The following is a 21,643-nucleotide window of genomic DNA, read 5'->3' on the forward strand; positions in this document are numbered from 1 at the left end:
GGCATCGATGTGCAATTACCTGTTTTTTATACAAGCAGGTTTTACAAAGGAGATACAAATGAAAGTAGGTGCGGCAAGTATTATTGCCCTTGGAATGATAGTGGCGTTAGGTTTATTAGGGTCAACCCTATCTTCAGCGGTAAATGACATGCAAACCTGGGACAGGGTTGTAACGGTAAAGGGCTTGTCTGAAAAAGAGTACATTGCTGATCAAGTAATTTGGCCCATTCAGTTTGTCGATGCAGGTAATGATTTACCCGCGCTTTATGACAACATTGCTAAGAATAGTCAAAATGTCGCTAACTTTCTGAAAAGTAAAGGTGTATCAGAAGAAAGTATTACTATTGGTAAACCGGAGATTACTGACAAGCTTGCACAGCAATATGGCAGCAACGACGGTGCGCCATTTCGTTATAGTGCTATTCAAACAGTGACGGTTTTTTCTGAAGAGGTTGAAAAAGTAAGGCTGCTGATGCAGCAAATTGGTGAGTTAATAAAAACGGGCGTTGTTCTCTCTGAGCAAAGCTATCGCGCTCAACCTGATTATGTGTTTACCCGCTTAAATGAAGTGAAGCCAGCTATGATTGAAGAAGCTACGCTCAATGCCAGAGAAGTTGCAGAGAAATTTGCAATGGATTCAAAGAGCACACTTGGCAAAATCAAACGGGCCAATCAAGGTCAATTCAGTATAAGTAGTCGCGATAGTCATCATCCACACATTAAGAAAGTGCGTGTGGTATCAACCATAGATTATACCCTAATTGACTAAGCTACCCGTTAGCTGTGTGGTTTATAAATTTATAACTTTTGTGTGCTTAGAAAACCCTTACTCGCTAACAATATAACGGTACTGATGTATAATTGTGACGAAAGTTAGCGTGTTTGAGTAGACGTTTACTATTGTTTAGATAAGGATGTATGTACCAACTTCATTCAGACCTTTTGTAAAACGCGAGTAATTGACGTGACAGAGCACAATCCTCATGCAGAGCAATTGGAATTTTTTGACATTCCTAGCCCTTGCATTGGTGTGTGTGAATCAGGCCCTCGCGGATTTTGCAAAGGGTGCTTTCGCAGTAGAGATGAACGTTTGTACTGGCTAAAGGTTGATGATGCCACAAAGCGTAAAATTGTTAGTGCGTGCGCAAGAAGGAAGCAAGCGGTTTTAGCTCGTGAACGCAAAAAGGGGATGTCAGACAATAACGACAGTGGTGAACAATTCTCGTTGTTTGATGAGCCCCAGTAAACTGCAATACGCAATTACCCATTGCCAATTAGTGTGGGAAGCCATGATGAAGGCAATGGCCTATATTATAAGTTGAGAGTTATTTGATGTTGTTAGAAAAATACGCAGCGTTTGCCGCTAAATCATTTACGCTTCCAGATGTTTGTATTCGCCTGCGTGCTACCTTGGATGATCCGCGTTCAAGTGCTGATGATATCGGTAACTTAATAGGTATTGACCCGTCACTGACAGCCAAAGTATTGCGATTGGCGAATAGTTCACTGTTTCGGTTTCCATCACAGATAGAGTCTGTCTCAAAAGCCATTAATGTGATTGGTGGAGAAGCGCTGTATAACTTAGTAATAGCCGAGACGGCAAGTACGGCATTTAAACGTTTTCAAACTGACCTCATCGACATCGATAAGCATTGGAATGCTTCGGTTTACTGCGGTATGGTGGCAAAAAGCTTGGCGATGCGCTTGAATTTGCGTGGTGCTGAACGATTCTTTGTCATGGGAATGCTGCAGAATTTAAGTGAATTAGTTGTCGCTAAACGCGCGCCTAAGCGCTACACAACTTATTTAAATGATGAAAAAGATGCGTTACCTTGGGATAGGCAAGCGTCACATTTTGGTTTTACGTTTGCACATTGCAGCGGTATCATACTGGAAAACTGGAAACTTCCTTTAGGGCTTTATTACCCGGTGACGCATATGAATGATGTTAGTCGCCAAGCGGTTGACGTTGATGTTAGTGTACTTGCGTTAGCGAGTCGCATAACCATCAATCAACTAGAGTCCCAAAGATATGGTGACATTGCACTGTTTACATCTGAGATAGCAAATAACATTGATTTAGATATGGAAGTGATTAATAACTCTGCAGAGTATGCGGAAGTAGAGACAAGTAAGGTCTCATCACTTATTCAATAGTCTCTGTTCGAATAATGTCGCTAGCAAGTTAAACAGTAAAGCAAAGAGTTTTAGTCTTAGTATTGGCCTTATTTAACGTATCTATGGCCATGCGGCGCTTGGTTTGGTTAGGCGCTAGCAAACGCGTAAACTAATAACGATAAACAAAACGTAAATCTGAACATGTTCAATAAACTTGTTTTTCGCATAACTTTATTTGTCATTGCGTGTTTTTGCGCGAACTTTACAGTACATGCGAAAGATCTCATTCAAACGTTATATCACGCTGATTTTTCGTCTGACACTGATGATGAAATTCCTCGTTTTAGTCTTGATGGCGAGCTAGGCGTATTGATTAACACTGGCAATACGTCGGCTGCCAGCGTCAAAGCTGCCGTTAATGCAGATCATGAGACTCAAAACTGGTCCAGCGTTTATTTTTCCGAGCTTCTTTATAAGGAAAGTGGTACGGCCACAACTAAACGAAATGTAAGTGCACAGCGCTTCTATACCAGTGCTCAATTTGACTACAAATTACATACACCTGGCCGCCGTCTTTTTATGTACGGTGACTATGAAGACGATCAATTTACTGGTTATGATCATCGAGCTTCACTGGCTGCTGGGTGGTCGCAACGACTATGGCGGGATGAAGACAGTGAGTTTCGTTACAGTATTGGGCCGGGTTATACCTTTATTGAAGCAGAATCTGCGAATGATAATTTGGTCAATGACGGCATTATTGTTCGTGCCTCTGCTGAATATAAATATCACTGGAGTTCTGGGGCGAAACTAAGACAGTTTGTAAGTACTGAAGCGGGTGACGAAAATACCAAATCGCGTTCAGAAACGTCATTGTCGGCAAATGTTTTTGGCTCTTTAGCGATGAAGTTGTCGTTTATTTTGAATCACGAGACGGATACAGCCGAGAACGTTGATCCACTCAGTACCGAAACCTCGGTCGCTTTGGTTTACCAGTTTTTCTAGCAACATACTTGATATACCCTTCAAGATAGGGCTTTTTAGCGCTAATACATTGACTGCGTATGTAAAGTCGTTACACTGCGCCACTCGTTTGGGTGTTGGTTATAATATCAGCACCTTTGGAAGAGAGTGTCTTCACAATTTTGCGTTGTACCGCCTAACAATATGTTAGGTGTAAGTACAATAAATGGATCGATAATCAATAGGATTGTTCAATGAAAAAGCAAGTGCTTGCATCTTTAGTTGCAATTTCTCTCACGCCAGCTGTATTCGCTGAAGACGACGTAAAGCCGTTTACGATGGAAGGTGAGCTTGGTTTCATCTCTACAACGGGTAACACTGAAACAACGTCAATTACCGCTGGTATCAATGCGCACCAAGAACTAGAAGATTGGAGTAACGACTACGCCATCGAAGGCTTGTATAAGCAAGAGACGGTTGAAGGCTCTGATGGTGAAGATGTTGAGTTTACTTCAGCGCAAAAATTCTTTGCTTCTGCGCAAGGTAACTACAAGCTAGAAAATCCTGATTATCGCTTGTTTGGCTTTGCTTCATACGAAGACGACCGCTTCAGTAACTTTAATTATCAAGCCACAATCGCTGCGGGTTGGAACCAAAAAGTATTAAAAAGCAAAAAGCATACTTTAGAGTACTCAATTGGTCCGGGTTATTCATTTATTGAAACCCAAGACGGTGAAAGCTTCGATAGTGTGATTGTTCGTGCATCGTCTGCATATTCGTGGAAGATTTCGGATACTGCCAAGTTTACACAAACAGTAAGTACTGAAATCGGTTCTGACAATACCAAATCAAGAGCTGAGTCAGCATTAACCGCCACCATTAGCGGTAACCTTTCAATGCGTTTGTCGTTCAAACTTGACCACAACAGTAACGTTGCGAACAATGTTGAGAAGCTAGACACTGAAACAGCAGTTAGCTTGGTTTACAATTTCTTCTAAACACAGTTTATTTCAACATACTTGTCAAACCCATGATAAAAATAAAAAACGCTGCACTAGGCAATATTAACTAGGCAGCGTTTTTTTATATATGGTGTGTAGCGCGCATCAAGATGTAATCTATATGCGCTCTACAGGCTTAGTGATATTAATGAAGAATACGGGTTTTGATTGTACCTTCAATTTGCTGTAATTCGGCCAGCGCTTCATAACCGCGATCTTCTTTGACATCCACTACCACGTAACCAATTTCAGCATTGGTTTGCAGGTACTGTGCTTCAATGTTGATGCCTTTTTCTGCAAAGGCTTGGTTAATTTGTGTAAGAATACCTGGCTGGTTTTTGTGCACATGCAATAAGCGCGAACGGCCAGTGTGCTCTGGCAAGGATACCTCAGGGAAGTTAACGGCAGACAATGTAGAGCCATTGTCACTGTACTTCGCTAATTTACCTGCTACTTCAATACCGATATTTTCTTGTGCTTCCTGCGTGCTACCACCTACGTGTGGTGTCAGGATAACATTGTCGAATTTGCGAAGCGGCGATTGGAACTCTTCTGTGTTCGACTTTGGCTCCACAGGGAATACGTCAATGGCAGCTCCATTTAGGTGACCCGTTTCCAACGCATTTGCTAACGCATCGATATCCACAACAGTTCCGCGAGACGCATTGATTAAAATGCTGCCTTTTTTCATTTGAGAAAGCTGCTCGGCGCCAATCATGTTTTGCGTTTGCGGCGTTTCAGGAACATGAAGTGAGACAACATCAGAGGTACTTAACAATTTCTCTAGCGATTTAACCTGTGCAGAGTTACCCAGCACGAGTTTATCTTCAATATCGAAGAATTGAACACGCATACCAAGGTGCTCAGCAAGAATACTAAGCTGTGTACCGATGTGGCCGTAACCAATAATACCCAGTGTTTTGCCGCGTGCCTCATAGGAGCCGACTGCGGTTTTTTCCCATTCACCACGGTGTGCTTTGGCGTTTTTACTAGGCACTTGGCGAAGTAGTAGAATAATTTGCCCTAATACTAATTCAGCCACCGAGCGAGTATTCGAAAAAGGGGCATTGAAAACAGGAATGCCGCGACGCTGCGTTGCTTCCAGATCAACCTGGTTTGTTCCAATACAGAAACAGCCAATCGCAACCAACTTTTGCGCTGCTTCAACGACATTTTCGGTAATTTGAGTACGAGAGCGAATACCGACAAAGTGTGCATCTTTAATCTTTTCTATTAACTCGTCTTCTGGAAGCGATGTCTTAAGAAACTCAATGTTGCTGTAACCGTTGCTTTTAAGTGTTTCCAATGCACTGTGGTGAACACCTTCTAGTAACAAAATTCGGATCTTGTCTTTCTCTAATGAAACTTTGCTCATGGACTCGCTATCTCTCGCTGATGTATTTGGATGGTATTAAAATACCTTATTACCATCGCCTTGTTCTCACTACATGGTCACTAATTACAAGTACCTATAAAACTATCAATATAACTACTTGCTTGGTTAGTTAGCTGCTCTTATTTGCTGACATTTACTGTATTCTCGCCGCATCATCAATGAATTTCGTTAAGACATCTAGACGTCTAAACGGAAATTATCAGAAAACACCAAAAGTTGAAAGTAGTATTTAGTCGATGTTTCTTATTTATACGTTTCTACGCCGTTGTCGGTAGCAGAAAGGACAATGTCTGCACCGCGCAGGGCAAAAATGCCATTGGTTACAACGCCTGGTATGTTGTTGATTTTCTGCTCAAGTTCACGTGGGTTCAATATTTCTAAATTGTGAACATCGATAATAACATTGCCATTATCGGTAACCACACCTTGTCGATATTCTGGATCGCCACCAAGCTTAACCAATTCTCTTGCTACAAAAGAACGTGCCATAGGAATGACTTCTACTGGCAGTGGGAATTCGCCTAGAACAGGAACGCGCTTGCTTTCATCCACAATACACACAAATGTTTTTGCAACACCTGCGACAATTTTTTCACGGGTTAGGGCTGCTCCGCCACCTTTAATCATATGCTTGTGTTCGGTGACTTCGTCGGCGCCATCAATGTAAACTGATAAGTCGCTCACATCGTTTAGTTCAAATACTTCAATACCCAATGCTTTTAGGCGTTCAGTGGACGCTTCAGAGCTTGAAACCGCACCTTCAATTTTGTGCTTTATTTTGCCTAGCTCTTCAATGAAGAAGTTAACAGTTGAACCTGTGCCTACACCGACAATACTGTCTTGCTCTACGTAGTCGATAGCGGCCTTTGCTACAGCTTGTTTCTTTGCGTTTTGATCCATGGTTACTCTCCAGAAATTATTGCGTGAAGTGTAACCGATATCGCCAATTGAACCCACCTCAAAGCAATATCAATTTTGTTATATTCAAGATGCAAATCAAAGATGAGCTGGCACGACATTAAAAAAAGTAAAGCCAGTTAAGATACGGTAAGTAAAAACACGGTAAGTAAAAACACTTTAAGAAAAAACGCAGCAAGTAAAAGGCTTGCTGCGTTATCAATGCTACGTGTTTGTCTTAGACCTTTTTAGGCTTTTGCTTCAGGAAGCCTTAATTGCATTTGATGGGGAACAAGTTTTAGAACCCAGCGGCGACAGTTGTGCCAATAAGCGGAAAGTAATAGCAAAGATGTACCAATACATAGTCCAGTTACGGCAAAACTTGAGGTTACCATGCCGAAGTCTTCCATTAATGCTGAGAAGGTATACACCACATAGGTTAATGCTGACACCATGATTGCACGACGGTCAACGGCGATAGAGATAAGTGCCAGTAACACGTACAAAGCTAAAACAACTAGCGAAATGAACATGTCGCCACTGCCTTCAAGTACGCCTAAGCTTTGAAATATAGGGTGCACAATCATAGGTGCTGAAATAAGGTGTAACCAGAATGCCACGTCTGATGCACGGGTTTGTCTTGCTGTATCTTTGCTGTCCCAATACATAGCTAGGCCGAATAGCAACAACCCAAATCCTAATACAATGTGATTAATGAATAACAAGGTTGCAGGGAATAGATAAAGCACTGTTGCTACAATACCAGCGGTAAGCGTGGCGGCACCTGCGGCAACGGTGATAGGTACGCGAAAGCGTATCCAGTGGGCAATAGCACCAAAGGTAGTAAGTAATCCCGAGCCAATAAAGGCAATTTCTTTTACTTCGGGTCGAAACAAAATGGGGGTAGCAAAAAGCCCCAAAAGAAAAGAAAGGAGTAAGGCAATGGCAGGTAATGCCATGCGGCGTTTATATACAAAGTATTCGGCTAATACCCAAGAGCCGGCGGCTACTGCAATCCCACCAAGTGGTGGAGTAACTGCATAGCCTAACCAAGCCAATGAAGCTAGAAGCAATGCACTGGAAATAACGACAAAAATATCATTAAAACCGTTAATTAATCGAAAGTTCTCTTCATCTACCGAATGGCTGTTTCGGCTTTTCTCAATAAACTGCTGAAATTGTTTTACATCGGATTGTTTGAGTACGTGGTGCTGAACGGCAAGCGTTAAATCTTCATCAGTATACATATTGTTGTCCTTATTCTTGTTACCAAAAGGACTAAAGCAATATGAAAGCCAATAATAAAAAAGCATATAAAACAAGGTGTTAGTGTTGTATCTTTAATTAAAGTACGCAATTCACCAATTCAGACTAACAGAAATGACGAATAACTAGTCAACTTCGCCACTTTACGCAGACGGTAAGACAGTGTTGGGCATTAGCTTGAATTAAAGCACTAAAGTTTGTGTTGGAGTAACGATAGCATCAAGGGGAATGTCCCACGGCGCAATTGGTAATGCGTCAACTTCTTGCACATCATGCGCAATACCGATAAGCATGGGCTTTTGTTCAACCTTGCGCGTAAATGCCAAGGTTCTGTCATAATAGCCGCCACCCATACCAAGGCGGTTTCCTAATTTATCAAACCCTACAAGCGGCATAAGAATAATATCGAGCTGTTGGGTGGGGACAACTTGTTGGCAAGCTAATACGGGCTCTTCTATACCGTATTTGTTTTTTACCATATGCGTTTGCGACGCATATTCAAGAAACAGCAGGTGGCCTTGGCACACAGGGTGTAAAACAGGCAGTGAAAACTGTATATGTTCAGAGCATTGCCAGTGATGTTCAATATAAGGCATGAGGTTTACTTCACCATCATTTGAGAGATAAGCCGCAACATTCATAGGACGAGCGAGCGCGATAAATGAGGATAGTTGTTCTGCTATCGCTTGTGCTGCATATTCTTGCTCGTTAACGGAAAGCGCTTTTCGGGCTACACGTAAGGCTTTTCGCAAGTGCGCACGTTGAGATGAAGTGGATGCTTTTTCATTTGATAAATGAGAATTTAAGGTCACGGTGGTTTATACAAAAAGTAAAGTCATTTAAGGTGGTGATTTAGTGTATTGACCAGTTGTGTACTGTCAATAGGCTTTGTTAGCACAGCGTCAAACCCCTTTTCTCGAAGAGTATCAGTTTCAATAATGACATCTGCGGTTAGCGCGATAACAGGTAGCGATGGAAAGGTAGATTTGATTTTTACCGTTGCTTCATCGCCTTGAATACCGGGTAGATTGATATCCATTAGAACTAAATCAACAGCATGAGTGTTAACATACTCAATGCCTTCTTCACCGGTACATACAATGGTGACAGGTACAGACAGTTTGTCACAGAGTGCTTTGATCACCGCTTGGTTAATATAGTGATCTTCTACCACCAATACATTGGCATTCTTGTTTTCAAATACTTGTGCAACTAAGTCTATGGGCTGTTCATCGATATATTGATTCGCACTTAATTCACTGACCGGTAAGGTCAAACTAATTCGGGTGCCTTCGTTTAGCTTACTACTTACCTTAATATGGCCTTTCATAAGTTCAGTCAGACGTTTTGAAATGTTCAGACCCAGCCCTGTCCCCTTAATTTGTTGGGCATTCTCCATGCGTTCAAATGGAGCAAACAAGCGTTTCTGATCTTCCTCGCTTATACCTATACCTTCATCGACCACAGTAAATACAAGGTTGCCATTTTTGTATTTAACATTAGTACGAACAGCTTTACCGGATGGCGTAAATTTAATGGCATTTAGTAACAAATTGAGGGCAATTTGGCTAAATTTGGTATCGTCAAAAAACAGCGAGTCGGGAACAGATGCGTCAATGCTTGACGAAAATTGAATATTACTGTCTTGTGCACGAATACTTGCGAGTGAAAAAAGGTGAGCAAAAAAATCTTCTGTGTTTACCGCTCTTGGCAAAACATGCATCTTACCCGCTTCAATTTGATTGATATCCAGCACTGAGTTAACTATCTCAAGCAAGCGTTCACCGCTTTTGGTTACATGAGATAAAGGCGTAACAAAGTTATCGGGTAGTGAAAGCTGTTTTGCTTCGGCTTCGAGTAAATGACTAAACGTATTAATCGCATTGAGTGGCGTTCTGATTTCGTGGCTAACATAGGAAAGAAAATCTGATTTGAACTGGTTTGTTCGTTCCAGCTCTTTGTTTTTTCTTTTTAGCTCTAAATGTGCAATTACGGACTTGCTAAGTGTTTTTAGCGATGCCTTTTGCGCATCGCTTAACGCTTTAGGTTTAGTATCTATCGTACACAGAGTTCCTATGGCGTATCCTGAAGGTGTTATGAGTGGGGCGCCAGCATAAAAGCGGATGTCAGGAGGCCCTGCTACCAAGGGATTGTCATGAAAGCGGTTATCTTCCAGTGCGTTTTGTACCTCAAATACATCCTCTTGCAAAATAGCGTGAGAACAGAATGCGATTTCACGGGAAGTTTCACAGGCATCTAGTCCAATACGAGACTTAAACCATTGACGGTTGGGATCTACTAAGCTGATTAAAGCGATGGGCGTATCGCATATTTGTGAAGCAAGTAAGGTCAATTCATTGAACAATTGTTCTTCATCTGTGTCGAGCACGTCATAACTTAGGAGTTCCTGTACCCGTTCTTTCTCGTTTCTTGGTATTGGCGCAGACTTCATGACCTTTTTATCTCAACCTTTTAGACAATAAAAAAGGGGAATGTGTTACCACATTCCCCTTAAGATTATCACAAGGCAATTATAGTGCGTAGGTATCGATGAATAATTGCTCTAATTCACCGTGGTTTACCTTAGTGGCTACTTTAATGGTGTTGGCTTCGTTCCACAGTGGGCTGGGCGTTGTACCTTTAGGCGCTACAACAGTTTGTCCTCTGTCCAGTGTACCTGTGCCTACGCGCACATGACCTTCAGTAAGCTCAAATAATTCAGGCTTTATAAGGTGCGCAATTGGGAAGGCATCGTGGAAGAAACATACGCGCTCTTCACGATTCTGAGAATAAAAGTCCATGTAGAACTGTGCACTTTCTTGTACAAAGCTGCCCAATTTTGGATTTTTCTCAGCAAGTACATCTACAAACGTTGGTGCAAATGGCACGTAGTTCGTTACGTCAAGACCAAACATTGTTAGCTCCCAGTCGGCAGCAAAAACAATTTCAGCAGCGTGCGCGTCATTCCAAATATTGGCTTCGGCGACAGGTGTAACATTACCAGGTACAAATGCAGCACCACCCATAATGCTCACGCCTTTTACAAGCTTAGGTAATTCTGGCTCTAGGCGAAGTGCTAATGCTAGGTTACCCAATGGGCCAATAGCAACAAGGGTAATTTCGCCCGGGTATTTACGTGCCATGTCTACAATAAACTGCGCAGAGCTGCGCGGGTCTAATTGTGTTTTTGGTGCTTCTGGTTTCATGTGACCAAAACCGTGCTCACCGTGAACAAAGTGTGCATAGGTAGACTCAGGTCCAACCCAAGGCATACCTACACCCTTAGTAACAGGAATGTCTTTGCCAGCAATTTCGCACAGAGTTAATGCGTTTTGCGCAGCCATAGTAACCGGAACATTACCGTATACTGTTGTTAAGCCGAGTACTTCAATGTCAGGAGATTGAAAAGCGAAGAAAATCGCCATTGCATCATCAATACCCGGATCTGTATCTAAAATGATTTTATGTGCCATAAATTATTCTCTAATGCAGTTTGCTACTTCGCGTGTTTCGCTAGAAAACGATCCACTTCTTTTTGCGTTGGAATACTCTGTGCTGCGCCTTCGCGGGTAACCGCAATAGCTGAAGCTGCACAGCCACGTCTCAATGCTTGTTTAGCATCAGTGTGGTTGCTGTATGCCGAAAGAAAATACCCGATAAAGGTATCGCCTGCAGCAGTGGTATCTACAGCGTCAACAGAGAATGCTTTTACTTCAATAACATCGTTTTTACGCAGCATCATTACACCAGCTTTACCCAATGTAATGATTACTTCGCAGTGCGACCACTGTTCTTTGAACACAGCCACAATATCTTCTAGTGATTCTTGTTCTGTGATGGCGGCAGCTTCAGTCTCGTTGACTATCAGCAAGTCCACACATTCAAGAGGTAGGCGTTTAACCGACTCGCTCATAGGGGCAGGGTTGAATGCCACTTTAAGCTGTTTTTCTTTGGCTTGACGAAGTATTTCTTCAATACTGCTGGTTTCGTTTTGCGTAAGAACCCAATCAGACGGTCTTGTGTCGTTTAACGCATGCATAACGGTTTTTGCGGTAATGGTTTGGTTAGCACCGCCAAACAGCACAATGGCGTTTTCGCCACTTGGAGTAACTTGAATTATAGCGTGACCTGAAGGGGTTTCAGAGCATTTTACACCGCGACAATCTACGCCTTTTTTGATTAGCGCTTGTTTAAACGCAGCGTCGTTCTCGTGAACGCTGCCCACGTGACGCACATCAGCGCCCGCTTGAGCGAGAGCAATAGATTGGTTTGCACCCTTGCCACCTAACAATGTTTGATAGTGGGTTGATGCCAGTGTTTCTCCAGGTTGCACAAAGTGCTCTACCTGATAAACGTGGTCAATATTGATCGATCCAAAATTTATTATTGCCATTTCTTCTTCCGTCGAAAGAGGGCGCTTCCCAGAATGCCGCTGTCCATGTTTCGCCCGTGAACCGAAAAGTTCAGGGCGGAAGCATCACAACAACCGTAGGCTTCTCGATACGCGTCGAGCTTGCACAATAGTCATCGTTTCAACTTCCTAGGTTTAAAGCATCGGCCAGGGACATGAATGAACTAGCAAACATCCCAGGAAACATTGTTATATTAAACGCAACAGGGTATATCAAACGCGCGGCCCATTGAAGAGGGTCGTACTAAACGCCGAGAAACAATTTTGCGTAGTGTTAATGAGCCTGTCGAAATTTATTCGATTTTTGCTGTACGCAGTTTAATGTTAAACGTTATTCAGGCTCGTATTACTGCTAAAAGAATTGAAAGTATTCTTGACCAGTTGGTCAGCAATTATACACGCATCTTCAATAAGCTCAATATTCACGAAAACAGCAAAGTTTGCTCGGTGAATATCGTACTTTCTTAACCTGACGGTTGCGAATGGAAATCCTTATCCAGTGGGCGAAAGTCTAGATGAAATGTAGGGAGGTTGCCAGTGAATGAGGCGCAAAAAGTAGATTCTTTCATTTGTTTGTTCAGCGAGTAAGCAACCCGATTACTTTTGAATCAAAGAAGAAAGGGAGCGTATTAAAACCTTTCACTTCCAATAACCAAATATTGCTAAAGTAGGCGTTACCTAATGAATTTTGCTAGTATTAGACACAACGTGTACAAAGGTGTTTCTTATTTCATGGTGCAAACTAGTAGCGACATTAATAGTGCTGCTTAGTCATGCAACCAGCGCCTTTAAACTCATTTATATTTCAACAGAGAATTTTTTGTGGATAAACAGCTCGATTACGACAGTGTAAGCAACAAGCTATCTCAGCATGGCATTATTGTAGATGGTGCAGAAGTGCACGGCATTTTGTGCGGTATGCTTTGTGGTGGTATGTCACTCACCGATCAGAAGTGGCTGGAAGCGTTAAGTGAAACTATTAATCAAGGAGATACATTTAACGATCAAGCTACCTTCACACTTAATAGTTTATTTAACCAAACCTGTCAGCAACTTCTTGAGCCAGAATTCGCCTTGCAGTTATTACTGCCGGAAGATCACGCGCCAATAAACGATAGAGGCACTGCGCTCATTAATTGGGTTCAGGGGTTTATGTTGGGTTTTGGTTTGCATCAGCAAGATTTAATGCAATGTTCTGAAGACGTAAAAGAAGCGCTAGAAGACTTTGCAGATATCGCGCGAATGGAAGAGCCCATGGAAGCGGATGAAGAATCAGAGAAAGCGCTATTTGAAGTCATAGAATACGTTAAAGTGTCTGCAATTTTGTGTTTCAGTGAACTTGGGCAGTCGTTGCTTGATGATCAGCAAGATACGCCTTCAGTTCATTAACAGATGTTCGTATCTGCTTAGGGTTAATTAGCCACATGGCCTGCTCAATTTTCAAAATCTGTATTTTGCGTTGGTCTCATTTCTGGTTGTATGAAGGTTTTCGCTTATGATCAGTGCACTAGAGTTTATTGCACGCCAAGACAGATTACTCGCCCAATGCGAACCCAACAGTGTTTGTATTATTCCTGCGGCAAGCGTTGTCACGCGTAGTCGGGATACCGATTACCTGTTTCGTCAAGACAGCAACTTTTGGTATTTAACCGGTTTTGAAGAGCCAAGCGCATGGCTTATATTGTCTAACCACCCGCGTTATGGCGAGCGCTACAGAGCTATGGTGGTAGCGGCGAAAGATAAAAGCGCAGAAATCTGGAGCGGAAAGCGCCTTGGGGCAGAGGCGGCTTTGTCTCGCTTTAGTCTAGACGAGGCATTTGAATTACAAGAGCTTGAAGACGCGCTACTTGAGTCACTTCAAGGTCATCAAAGTGTGTACTTTGCGCTTGGGCAAAACCGCGACAACGATGCGCTTTTCAAAGAAGCAATGTCGACCTTACAAGACGCGCCAAAAGAGTCATTAGCGCCGGTTTCTGTTCATGACTTCAGGCCTATTTTACATGAGATGCGGTTATTTAAGTCGGCTTGTGAAGTGGCTGTTATGAAAGCGGCAGGCGAAATATCTTCCCGCGCTCACAAGCGTGCTATGCAATATGCCTCACCAGGTTGCTTCGAATATCAACTTGAAGCTGAAATTCACCACGAATTTGCTATGGCTGGAGCGCGTTCTCCGGCCTATAGCACCATTGTTGGCAGTGGTGAAAATGCCTGTATTTTGCATTACACCCAAAATGCTGCGGAAATAAAGGACGGTGATTTGATCTTGATCGATGCCGGTGCAGAATATCAAGGGTATGCTGCAGACATCACAAGAACGTTTCCCGCAAATGGTAAGTTTAGTCAGCCGCAGCGGGATATTTATTCTGTCGTACTAAAAGCGCAACAAAGTGTGTTAGCCATGCTTGGGCCGGGTGTAACGTTGTCAGAGGCCATGCTGCACAGCGCGGAAGTTATTACGGAAGGCTTGGTTAACCTTGGTATTTTGCAAGGCAGTCTGGCGGAAAACCTTGAACAAGAAACTTGGCGTGATTACTACATGCATGGGTTAGGGCATTATTTGGGGTTAGACGTTCACGATGTGGGTAATTACAAGATAGAAGGGGAAGACAGACGTCTTAAACCATCTATGGTTATTACCGTTGAGCCCGGTATTTATATCAGTGAAGACAGTGATGTGCCCGAGCAATACAAAGGCATTGGTGTGAGAATTGAAGACGATGTTGTTATAACCGCAACTGGCATAGAAATACTTACCGCTGATGTTCCTAAAGAAATTGAAGAAATAGAAGCACTTATGGCGAGTTCTAGATAGCACTAGTGATTTACAGTACTAAAAAATAAAACAAAGGACAGTGAGAGAACCTAAGTGACAGCGGTAGATGTAGTAATAGTGGGCGGCGGCATTGTTGGTGCTGTGTTAGCAAAAGGTTTGTCTGAAAACGTGGGGCTTAACGTTGCCCTTGTTGACGCCGCGCAGCCTCAAAAAGCAGAGGTTACCTTCACGGCGACGCATACCGAAACGTCAAAGTGCGAAGACAAACCAGTATTGTCAGATACACGAGTGATAGCCCTTGCAAGACGCACAGTGCATGAATTGGCAAACTTAGGCATAGACGTCAATGCACTATCCGAACTACAAGGTGGCGAACGCCCACCTGAAATCAAGCATATTGAAGTAAGTGATCAAGGGCATTTGGGGTTAGTTGACTTAGACTGTGATGATTATCGTATCGACGCCTTTGGCAAGGTGGTTTCACTTCGCGCGCTAACTCAATTGGCCATGAGCGTCAGCACTTCTTATGAACATATCGCGCCTGTTAAAGTCACCTCATTGATTCAGCACAAAGCACATACCACAGTTGTGCTTAGTAATAACCGTGAGCTAAAAGCCAAACTACTCATTTTGGCCGATGGTGGGCGTTCAGGGTTAGCAGAACAAGTTGGCATTACCAAAACCATTAAAGACTATCAACAAACGGCCATCGTATTTAACGTACATACCCAATTGCCCCACAATAACAAAGCGTATGAGCGATTTACGCCTACAGGCCCTTTGGCGTTTCTTCCTTTCGATAGCAATATTTGTGGCGTAAACGCTTCAGGAAACGGTTTTTCTGTCGTGTGGACGGTTAATTCACATGAGGCAGAACAAATACTTGAGCTTAGCGATGGTGCATTTTTAGGTAAGTTACAATCAGAGTTTGGCTATCGCCAAGGCAAAATATTGCGAGTGAGTAACAAAGAAACCTACCCACTTGCGTTAACGTTTGCCGACGATGTGACTGCGCATAGAACGCTGGTTGTAGGTAATGCAGCGCAAGCGCTACATCCTATAGCGGGGCAGGGGTTTAACTTGGGCTTAAGAGACATCCATACCCTTGTTGAAACTTTAAAAGAAGCAAAGCAGCAGTGGCGCATAAACCAAGTAAAGGTTGATGAGTTGCAAAGCGAGAATCAACAACAGGCTATTGTTGACGGTGACGTTGACTTCGATGCAGGCACATTTGATATTATCCATCGCTATGCAAAGTGCCGCACTACCGATAGGAACAACACCATGTTACTTACTGATACACTGGTACGTACCTTTTCAAATAGCTTTGCACCTACGGTGATGGGGCGAAATATTTCATTACTGCTGTTGGGGTTACTGCCATCGGCTAAATCCGCTTTTGTTAAGCAAACAACAGGCTACGGCAATGGTGCCGTGATACCTAGCTGATTTACACAAATAAGTGTAAGCACTATTACGGTTGTGCAGATTACGTATTTATATAAGAGCAGAAAATGCAACATGTTGATATTGCCATTGTAGGTGGCTCAATTGTAGGTTTAACTTTGGCGGCTGCATTAAAAGCGGTTGACGTAACGGTTGCTGTAATTGACAAGAACCCATCTTTTCAAGCGTTAGCGCCCAAGCCAACTGCCCGTGTGAGTGCAATTAATCACGGAAATATTCGTGCACTTGAAGCGTTTGATGTTTGGTCTGGTGTGCAAGCTGACCGTGCTAGTCCCTATACGTCGATGCACGTATGGGATAAAGACAGCTTTGGCGATATTAACTTTTCCTGTGACGACATAGGCAGTGACGCCCTGGGCGTTATTGTCGAAAATCAAGCCTTGGTAAATGCACTGGCACAAGCCACATCCCAGCAAAATAACGTATTGCAAATTACCGCTGGTATAGAACGTATACTCGCGGGCCCGCTTCAAACTATGCTGATGTTGGATAATGGCGATGCGTTAAGTTGTCGTCTATTGGTTGGCGCAGACGGTGCGAATTCCTTGGTTAGGAGGGAATCTGGGCTTCCCATTACGTTTAAAGATTATGAACACACTGCTATTGTGGCCAATATTAAAACCCGTGAGCCTCATAATGGTGTGGCCCGACAAGCATTTACACCCACCGGCCCGCTCGCTTTGTTGCCCATGGCATCGGGTGATGTGTGTTCAATTGTGTGGTCTCAGCACACGCAAAAAGCGACAGAACTGATGACGTTAGACGATGACGCTTTTTGTCATGCCCTTACTGCAGCCTGTAATAGTGTATTAGGCCCCATAACGCTGGAAACAGAACGTGCAGCGTTTCCACTGACGATGCGTTATGCCAGACAGTGGGCGAAGGAAGGAGTTGTACTTGTAGGTGATGCCGCGCACACCATACACCCACTTGCTGGCCAAGGTGCTAACTTGGGAATGCAAGATGCACTGGCATTGGCCGCCTTACTGCAAGAACTTGTGCTTGCAGGCAAAGACATTGGGTTACTTAAGAATTTGCGCAGTTACGAACGAAGCCGTAAAACAGAAGCCATGAAAATGATAGCGGCTATGGATGGTTTTAAATTCTTATTTGATGGTGATGATCCAATTAAAAAGCTGGTTCGCGGTATTGGCTTGTCTACTACTGATAAATTGGGCGCAATTAAAAATGCATTTGTCAGTCATGCCATGGGGCTTTAAGCCTTTAACGGGTACAGTAAGTCTTTAACGGGTTCAGCAGCACATTGAACGATTAAGCATTGTGATAGCATAAACATAGGGATACCCTTAGGTATCCTTTTTTAATTGTTATAAACGGCAACCAATGCTCCAATATATTCAATTAAGACGCCCCTCTTTGGCGTCGTTGCGTAATCCATTTCATTCTTCATGCCTTATCTCGTCTGCACTCATCGCTCTTGCCAGCGTGTTAACTTCTGTGTCTGCACAGGCTGTTGAAAAGCAAACTAACCATTTGAAAACACAGCCGGTTAAAGCGGTAAGCTCGGTTGATTTGGACTTATATCGCACTCACGCCAAAATACTGGCTAGCGATGAGTTCGAAGGGCGAGGACCGTTGTCTGAAGGGGAAACTAAGACGGTGGCGTACTTAGTTGATAGTTTCAAAGCGCTTGGTTTAAAGCCAGCTTTTGGTGATAGCTACACACAAGCGGTACCTCTTGCCAAGATTACCCCTGTTGATATGACAGCCCTTAAAATAGGTGAGCACACTTTTGCTGCAGGTAGTGAGTTTACTGCTAGAACACAGCGCATCGTTGATGAATATGCCTTAAATAATAGCGATGTTATTTTTGTAGGTTATGGCATCAATGCTCCTGAATATAGCTGGAACGATTATGCGGGCGTTGACGTAAAAGGCAAAACGGTGGTCATGCTGGTTAATGATCCTGGGTTTGCTTCAAAAGATCCCAACCTGTTTCAAGGTAATGCCATGACCTACTACGGTCGTTGGACATACAAGTATGAAGAAGCAGCACGACAGGGTGCTGAAGCCGTATTTATTGTGCATGAAACCATGCCTGCAGGCTATGGCTGGGGTGTAGTGGAAAACTCCAATTCCAATACTAAATTTACGTTGGTTGATAGCGAAAATAACGCCTCGCAAGTAGGCGTGATGGGGTGGCTACATTTAAATGCGGCGCGTGCGTTATTCGAAAGTACAGGGCATGACTACGCCTCACTTAAGGCAAAAGCCGCCAAACCGGGTTTCAAAGCTATTCCCTTAAATATTAAAACCACGTTGAGTTTCAATAACCATATCACTCATGCTGAATCACAAAATGTGGCCGCTATTTTAGAAGGTAGCAGTCGACCTGAAGAATGGGTGATGTTACACGCTCATTGGGACCATTTGGGTAAGGTAGAAAAGAATGGCACTACTACCATATATAACGGTGCGGTAGATAACGCATCGGGTGTGGCTGGGGTACTGACACTGGCTAATCATTTTGTGAAGCAGCAAAAGCAAAACGCTATGCCAAGAACTCTCATGTTCAGTGCATTTACGGCCGAAGAAACGGGCTTGTTGGGAGCAGACTATTTCGCTAATAACGCGCCTATTCCTACTGCTAATATGGTAGCGTTTCTCAATATTGATGGCATGAACGTGAATGATGGCGTCGATTATGTGCTTCAATATGGTGATGGTTATTCATCGATAGAAGATGACTTGGTCAATGCGGCAGCGTTGCAGGGTCGAACAGTGAAGCTAGACCCTCGCCCACAAAATGGCCTTTACTTTCGCTCTGATCATTTTGCCCTTGCTAAGCAAGGTGTGCCGTCTATGTTATTTATGAGCTTAGGTGATACCGACCCCAGCTTTATTGCCAATCGCTATCACAAGGCAGCTGATGATTATTTACCAAGTTGGACGCTAGGTGGCGTAGCGCAAGATTTAGTCTTAATTGGCAACATGATGGACTACTACGCAAGCGGCAATATGTGGCCATTTTGGAAGCGTGAGTCAGACTTCAAAACTAAGCGAGAAAACGACCGTAGCGATGCTAAATTATCTAAGGCAGCGAAGTAATAACGCTGGCCAGTTAGTGTTATGAACTGGGTTGTATTGACAGTGTGCGCGGTAATTTTCCAAACCGCGCGCAATGCCCTTCAAAGTCAGCTAAGTAGCCAAGTAGACACCGCAGGCGTTACGCTTTCGCGCTTTCTTTTTGCGCCACCTATTGCGATTGCCTATTTATTTGCGCTTTACCACATTAAACCCCAGTCCATTCCCAGTTTTACGTTGTCGTTTATCATCATTGTGTTGTGTGCGGCCTTGCTTCAAATTGCTGCCACTTACTTAATGATTGCACTATTTAAACAAAGAAATTTTGCCGTTGGTGCTGGTCTTGCGAAAAGCGAAGCATTGGTAGCTGGTATTGTAGGGGCCATGTTTTTCGGCAGCCACCTATCATTACTAGGGTGGGCTGGCATATTAGTAGGGGGCGTGGCCGTTGTCTTACTTAGTAGTGGTATGCACATCAAAGCGGTTAGCCCGAAAACCATTTTAATTGGCTTAGCGTGCGGTACGTGTTTTGCCATGACCTCGCTGTTAGCACGTGAAGCAAGCCATATTCTATCTATTCCACTTGAACATGCTGCTGGTTGGGTGTTGTTGTGGGTTCTCTGTATTCAAGCAATTAGCTTATGTGTTTACATTAGCGTTAAAAGCCCCTTTGTTGTTAAACAACTTTTGAACGCTAAAACACAGGTAATGACCATCAGCCTGATAAGTTGTTTAGGCTCTATCTGCTGGTTTACTGCCATGGCACTTCAACATGTGGCCTTGGTTAAAACACTTGGCCAGCTTGAGGTTATTCTAACGCTATTGTTGTCTCACTATTGGCTTAAAAATGCGGTTGGTCGACGAGAGATTACGGGGTTACTGCTTATTGGTGCTGCGGCTGTCATGGTTATGTGGGCATAAAAGCAGAAATAATAAATAGCAAAAATAAAAAATAATGAATCAGACAGGAATAATAATGAATAAACGACATTTTCTTAAATTGGCCGGCGTTGGTTTGGCGCTTTCACCAATTGCGTCGCCACTTGCATCAATGGCTGGCACATCAAATGTAGCCGTAAAAACCAGTACCGATGAAACCACCTTGCGTGACATCACAGGAAACGTAGATGTTATTAGTGTTCAAGAGCGCCGCGAGCGAATAGCTAAAGCTCAAGCACTGATGAAAACCCACAACATCGCCGCCATTTTATTAGAGCCTGGTGCTGCAATGGATTATTTTTCCGGTATTCAGTGGTGGCGTAGTGAACGGCTAACTGCGGTAGTTATTCCGCGACAAGGTGATATCGCCGTAGTAACGCCGTTTTTTGAAAAGCCCAGTGTGCTGGAATCGTTAAAATTGGGTGATGATGTTCGCGTATGGCAAGAGCACGAAAGCCCGTTTGATGTGGTTGCCGACATTCTTAAGTCTCGCGGGATAAAAAGTGGCAATATTGGGTTTGAAAACACAGTGCGCTACTTTGTTGTAAATGGGGTTTCAAAAGCGCTTCCCAACATGACTGTTGTACCAGCAGAGCCCATTACCCTTGGTTGCAGAATGTATAAAAGTGCGGCTGAATTAACACTAATGCACAAGGCCAATGAAGTTACCCTTCGCGCCTACGAACACGTGTTTAGCCGATTACAAGAAGGTATGTCGCAGCAGGACGTTAAGGGGTTAATGAACGCGGCGCAACACCAATTAGGTGGCAGCAGTGCATGGTGTTTGGCCTTGTTTAATGACGCCAGCGCATATCCTCACGGGACTAATGCCAAGCAGGTCATTCGCAATGGCTCTGTGGTATTACTTGATAGCGGTTGTAGCGTGCATGGCTACCAAAGCGATATCAGCCGCACATTGGTTTTTGGTAAACCATCGAGCAAAATTGAAGATGTGTGGAATACTGTGCGCGAAGGGCAAAACGTGGCGTATGCAGCAGCTCAATTGGGTAAACCCGCGGGTAAGGTAGATGATGCCGTACGCACTTACTATGCAAGTAAAGGGTATGACAAAGACTATGCATTACCGGGCTTAAGTCATAGAACGGGGCACGGTATCGGTATGGAAGGGCACGAGAGTGTGAACTTTGTGCGTGGTGAAAGTACATTGCTGAACAAAGGCATGTGTTTTTCTAATGAGCCCGGGTTGTATATTCCCGGAGAGTTCGGTGTGCGTTTAGAGGACTGTCTATACATGACCGATAACGGCCCCGTCTATTTCACCGAGCCGCCAAAAAGCCTAGCGGAGCCTTTAGGTCGTTTGCAAAAACTTATCGTTTAGATGGCACAATGTTTAAGCACGGTTAACG

Annotated in this window: 19 protein-coding genes and 1 other RNA gene; 12 read left to right on the forward strand and 8 right to left on the reverse strand. The window is 43.5% G+C overall.

The features are described from left to right. Window positions 1–58 precede the first annotated feature (58 nt). The 5 genes from EYR97_RS01055 (at window position 59) to EYR97_RS01075 (ending at window position 4,079) form a co-directional block, all read left to right on the forward strand. Window positions 59–769 (forward strand): SIMPL domain-containing protein, encoded by a 711-nt coding sequence (locus EYR97_RS01055; RefSeq protein WP_131091993.1) that lies wholly within the window; start codon window positions 59–61, stop codon window positions 767–769. A gap of 195 nt (window positions 770–964) precedes the next feature. Beyond that, window positions 965–1,246: a DUF1289 domain-containing protein gene (locus EYR97_RS01060; RefSeq protein ID WP_131091994.1), complete on the forward strand. Its 282-nt coding sequence runs from the start codon at window positions 965–967 to the stop codon at window positions 1,244–1,246. Between the two features lie 86 nt (window positions 1,247–1,332). Next, window positions 1,333–2,157 carry an HDOD domain-containing protein gene (locus tag EYR97_RS01065; protein ID WP_131091995.1) on the forward strand — a complete coding sequence of 275 codons (825 nt, stop codon included), beginning with the start codon at window positions 1,333–1,335 and terminating at the stop codon, window positions 2,155–2,157. 162 nt (window positions 2,158–2,319) lie between these two features. Beyond that, window positions 2,320–3,123, forward strand: coding sequence for a YdiY family protein (locus tag EYR97_RS01070; protein WP_131091996.1), 804 nt, complete (start codon window positions 2,320–2,322; stop codon window positions 3,121–3,123). A gap of 212 nt (window positions 3,124–3,335) precedes the next feature. After that, window positions 3,336–4,079, forward strand: a complete 744-nt coding sequence (locus EYR97_RS01075) for a YdiY family protein (protein WP_131091997.1) — start codon at window positions 3,336–3,338, stop codon at window positions 4,077–4,079. A 148-nt stretch (window positions 4,080–4,227) separates the two neighbouring features. On the opposite strand, the gene serA is transcribed toward EYR97_RS01075, so the two are convergent. The 8 genes from serA to ssrS all read right to left on the reverse strand — a co-directional run bounded on the left by serA (window position 4,228) and on the right by ssrS (window position 12,238). Then, window positions 4,228–5,457 (reverse strand): phosphoglycerate dehydrogenase, encoded by a 1,230-nt coding sequence (gene serA / locus EYR97_RS01080; RefSeq protein WP_131091998.1) that lies wholly within the window; start codon window positions 5,455–5,457, stop codon window positions 4,228–4,230. 264 nt (window positions 5,458–5,721) lie between these two features. Beyond that, window positions 5,722–6,378 carry a ribose-5-phosphate isomerase RpiA gene (gene rpiA, locus EYR97_RS01085; RefSeq protein ID WP_131091999.1) on the reverse strand — a complete coding sequence of 219 codons (657 nt, stop codon included), beginning with the start codon at window positions 6,376–6,378 and terminating at the stop codon, window positions 5,722–5,724. Between the two features lie 245 nt (window positions 6,379–6,623). Continuing rightward, window positions 6,624–7,622: a hypothetical protein gene (locus tag EYR97_RS01090; protein ID WP_131092000.1), complete on the reverse strand. Its 999-nt coding sequence runs from the start codon at window positions 7,620–7,622 to the stop codon at window positions 6,624–6,626. 201 nt (window positions 7,623–7,823) lie between these two features. Next, a complete protein-coding gene (locus EYR97_RS01095) occupies window positions 7,824–8,393 on the reverse strand; it encodes a 5-formyltetrahydrofolate cyclo-ligase (RefSeq protein WP_307722604.1) in 570 nt (189 codons plus the stop codon). Window positions 8,394–8,476: 83 nt separating this feature from the next. Next, the gene (locus tag EYR97_RS01100) at window positions 8,477–10,093 is read right to left on the reverse strand and encodes a GAF domain-containing hybrid sensor histidine kinase/response regulator (protein ID WP_131092002.1); all 1,617 of its coding nucleotides are present in this window, start codon (window positions 10,091–10,093) and stop codon (window positions 8,477–8,479) included. Between the two features lie 79 nt (window positions 10,094–10,172). Beyond that, on the reverse strand, window positions 10,173–11,114 hold the full coding sequence (locus EYR97_RS01105; RefSeq protein WP_131092003.1) for a nucleoside hydrolase: 942 nt from the start codon (window positions 11,112–11,114) through the stop codon (window positions 10,173–10,175). Window positions 11,115–11,137: 23 nt separating this feature from the next. Beyond that, on the reverse strand, window positions 11,138–12,034 hold the full coding sequence (locus EYR97_RS01110) for a ribokinase (RefSeq protein WP_131092004.1): 897 nt from the start codon (window positions 12,032–12,034) through the stop codon (window positions 11,138–11,140). Between the two features lie 21 nt (window positions 12,035–12,055). Beyond that, window positions 12,056–12,238: non-coding RNA, 6S RNA (gene ssrS, locus EYR97_RS01115), on the reverse strand. Between the two features lie 636 nt (window positions 12,239–12,874). On the opposite strand from ssrS, the gene EYR97_RS01120 reads away from it, so the two are divergent. The 7 genes from EYR97_RS01120 (at window position 12,875) to EYR97_RS01150 (ending at window position 21,615) form a co-directional block, all read left to right on the forward strand. After that, window positions 12,875–13,441, forward strand: a complete 567-nt coding sequence (locus EYR97_RS01120; RefSeq protein ID WP_131092005.1) for a UPF0149 family protein — start codon at window positions 12,875–12,877, stop codon at window positions 13,439–13,441. Between the two features lie 106 nt (window positions 13,442–13,547). Continuing rightward, window positions 13,548–14,864: a Xaa-Pro aminopeptidase gene (gene pepP, locus EYR97_RS01125; RefSeq protein ID WP_131092006.1), complete on the forward strand. Its 1,317-nt coding sequence runs from the start codon at window positions 13,548–13,550 to the stop codon at window positions 14,862–14,864. Window positions 14,865–14,918: 54 nt separating this feature from the next. After that, window positions 14,919–16,274: an FAD-dependent oxidoreductase gene (locus tag EYR97_RS01130; RefSeq protein ID WP_131092007.1), complete on the forward strand. Its 1,356-nt coding sequence runs from the start codon at window positions 14,919–14,921 to the stop codon at window positions 16,272–16,274. Window positions 16,275–16,339: 65 nt separating this feature from the next. After that, complete coding sequence (locus tag EYR97_RS01135; protein WP_131092008.1) at window positions 16,340–17,512, forward strand: FAD-dependent monooxygenase; 1,173 nt, start codon at window positions 16,340–16,342, stop codon at window positions 17,510–17,512. 124 nt (window positions 17,513–17,636) lie between these two features. Continuing rightward, window positions 17,637–19,361 carry a M28 family metallopeptidase gene (locus EYR97_RS01140; protein WP_131092009.1) on the forward strand — a complete coding sequence of 575 codons (1,725 nt, stop codon included), beginning with the start codon at window positions 17,637–17,639 and terminating at the stop codon, window positions 19,359–19,361. Window positions 19,362–19,382: 21 nt separating this feature from the next. Continuing rightward, window positions 19,383–20,258, forward strand: a complete 876-nt coding sequence (locus tag EYR97_RS01145) for a DMT family transporter (protein ID WP_131092010.1) — start codon at window positions 19,383–19,385, stop codon at window positions 20,256–20,258. Window positions 20,259–20,313: 55 nt separating this feature from the next. Next, window positions 20,314–21,615 carry a Xaa-Pro peptidase family protein gene (locus EYR97_RS01150; protein ID WP_131092011.1) on the forward strand — a complete coding sequence of 434 codons (1,302 nt, stop codon included), beginning with the start codon at window positions 20,314–20,316 and terminating at the stop codon, window positions 21,613–21,615. Window positions 21,616–21,643: the final 28 nt, after the last annotated feature.

This window comes from Alteromonas sp. KUL42 (assembly GCF_006538325.1).
Classification (GTDB): Bacteria; Pseudomonadota; Gammaproteobacteria; order Enterobacterales; family Alteromonadaceae; genus Alteromonas.

Bases quoted from the DNA above. Each gene is read 5' to 3' on its own strand.
- EYR97_RS01065 (WP_131091995.1), top strand. From the start codon at position 1,333: ATGTTGTTAGAAAAATACGCAGCGTTTGCCGCTAAATCATTTACGCTT.
- EYR97_RS01090 (WP_131092000.1), bottom strand. From the start codon at position 7,622: ATGTATACTGATGAAGATTTAACGCTTGCCGTTCAGCACCACGTACTC.
- serA (WP_131091998.1), bottom strand. From the start codon at position 5,457: ATGAGCAAAGTTTCATTAGAGAAAGACAAGATCCGAATTTTGTTACTA.
- EYR97_RS01150 (WP_131092011.1), top strand. From the start codon at position 20,314: ATGAATAAACGACATTTTCTTAAATTGGCCGGCGTTGGTTTGGCGCTT.
- EYR97_RS01135 (WP_131092008.1), top strand. From the start codon at position 16,340: ATGCAACATGTTGATATTGCCATTGTAGGTGGCTCAATTGTAGGTTTA.
- EYR97_RS01075 (WP_131091997.1), top strand. From the start codon at position 3,336: ATGAAAAAGCAAGTGCTTGCATCTTTAGTTGCAATTTCTCTCACGCCA.
- EYR97_RS01055 (WP_131091993.1), top strand. From the start codon at position 59: ATGAAAGTAGGTGCGGCAAGTATTATTGCCCTTGGAATGATAGTGGCG.
- EYR97_RS01100 (WP_131092002.1), bottom strand. From the start codon at position 10,093: ATGAAGTCTGCGCCAATACCAAGAAACGAGAAAGAACGGGTACAGGAA.
- rpiA (WP_131091999.1), bottom strand. From the start codon at position 6,378: ATGGATCAAAACGCAAAGAAACAAGCTGTAGCAAAGGCCGCTATCGAC.
- EYR97_RS01110 (WP_131092004.1), bottom strand. From the start codon at position 12,034: ATGGCAATAATAAATTTTGGATCGATCAATATTGACCACGTTTATCAG.
- EYR97_RS01145 (WP_131092010.1), top strand. From the start codon at position 19,383: ATGAACTGGGTTGTATTGACAGTGTGCGCGGTAATTTTCCAAACCGCG.
- EYR97_RS01105 (WP_131092003.1), bottom strand. From the start codon at position 11,114: ATGGCACATAAAATCATTTTAGATACAGATCCGGGTATTGATGATGCA.
- EYR97_RS01140 (WP_131092009.1), top strand. From the start codon at position 17,637: ATGCTCCAATATATTCAATTAAGACGCCCCTCTTTGGCGTCGTTGCGT.
- pepP (WP_131092006.1), top strand. From the start codon at position 13,548: ATGATCAGTGCACTAGAGTTTATTGCACGCCAAGACAGATTACTCGCC.
- EYR97_RS01070 (WP_131091996.1), top strand. From the start codon at position 2,320: ATGTTCAATAAACTTGTTTTTCGCATAACTTTATTTGTCATTGCGTGT.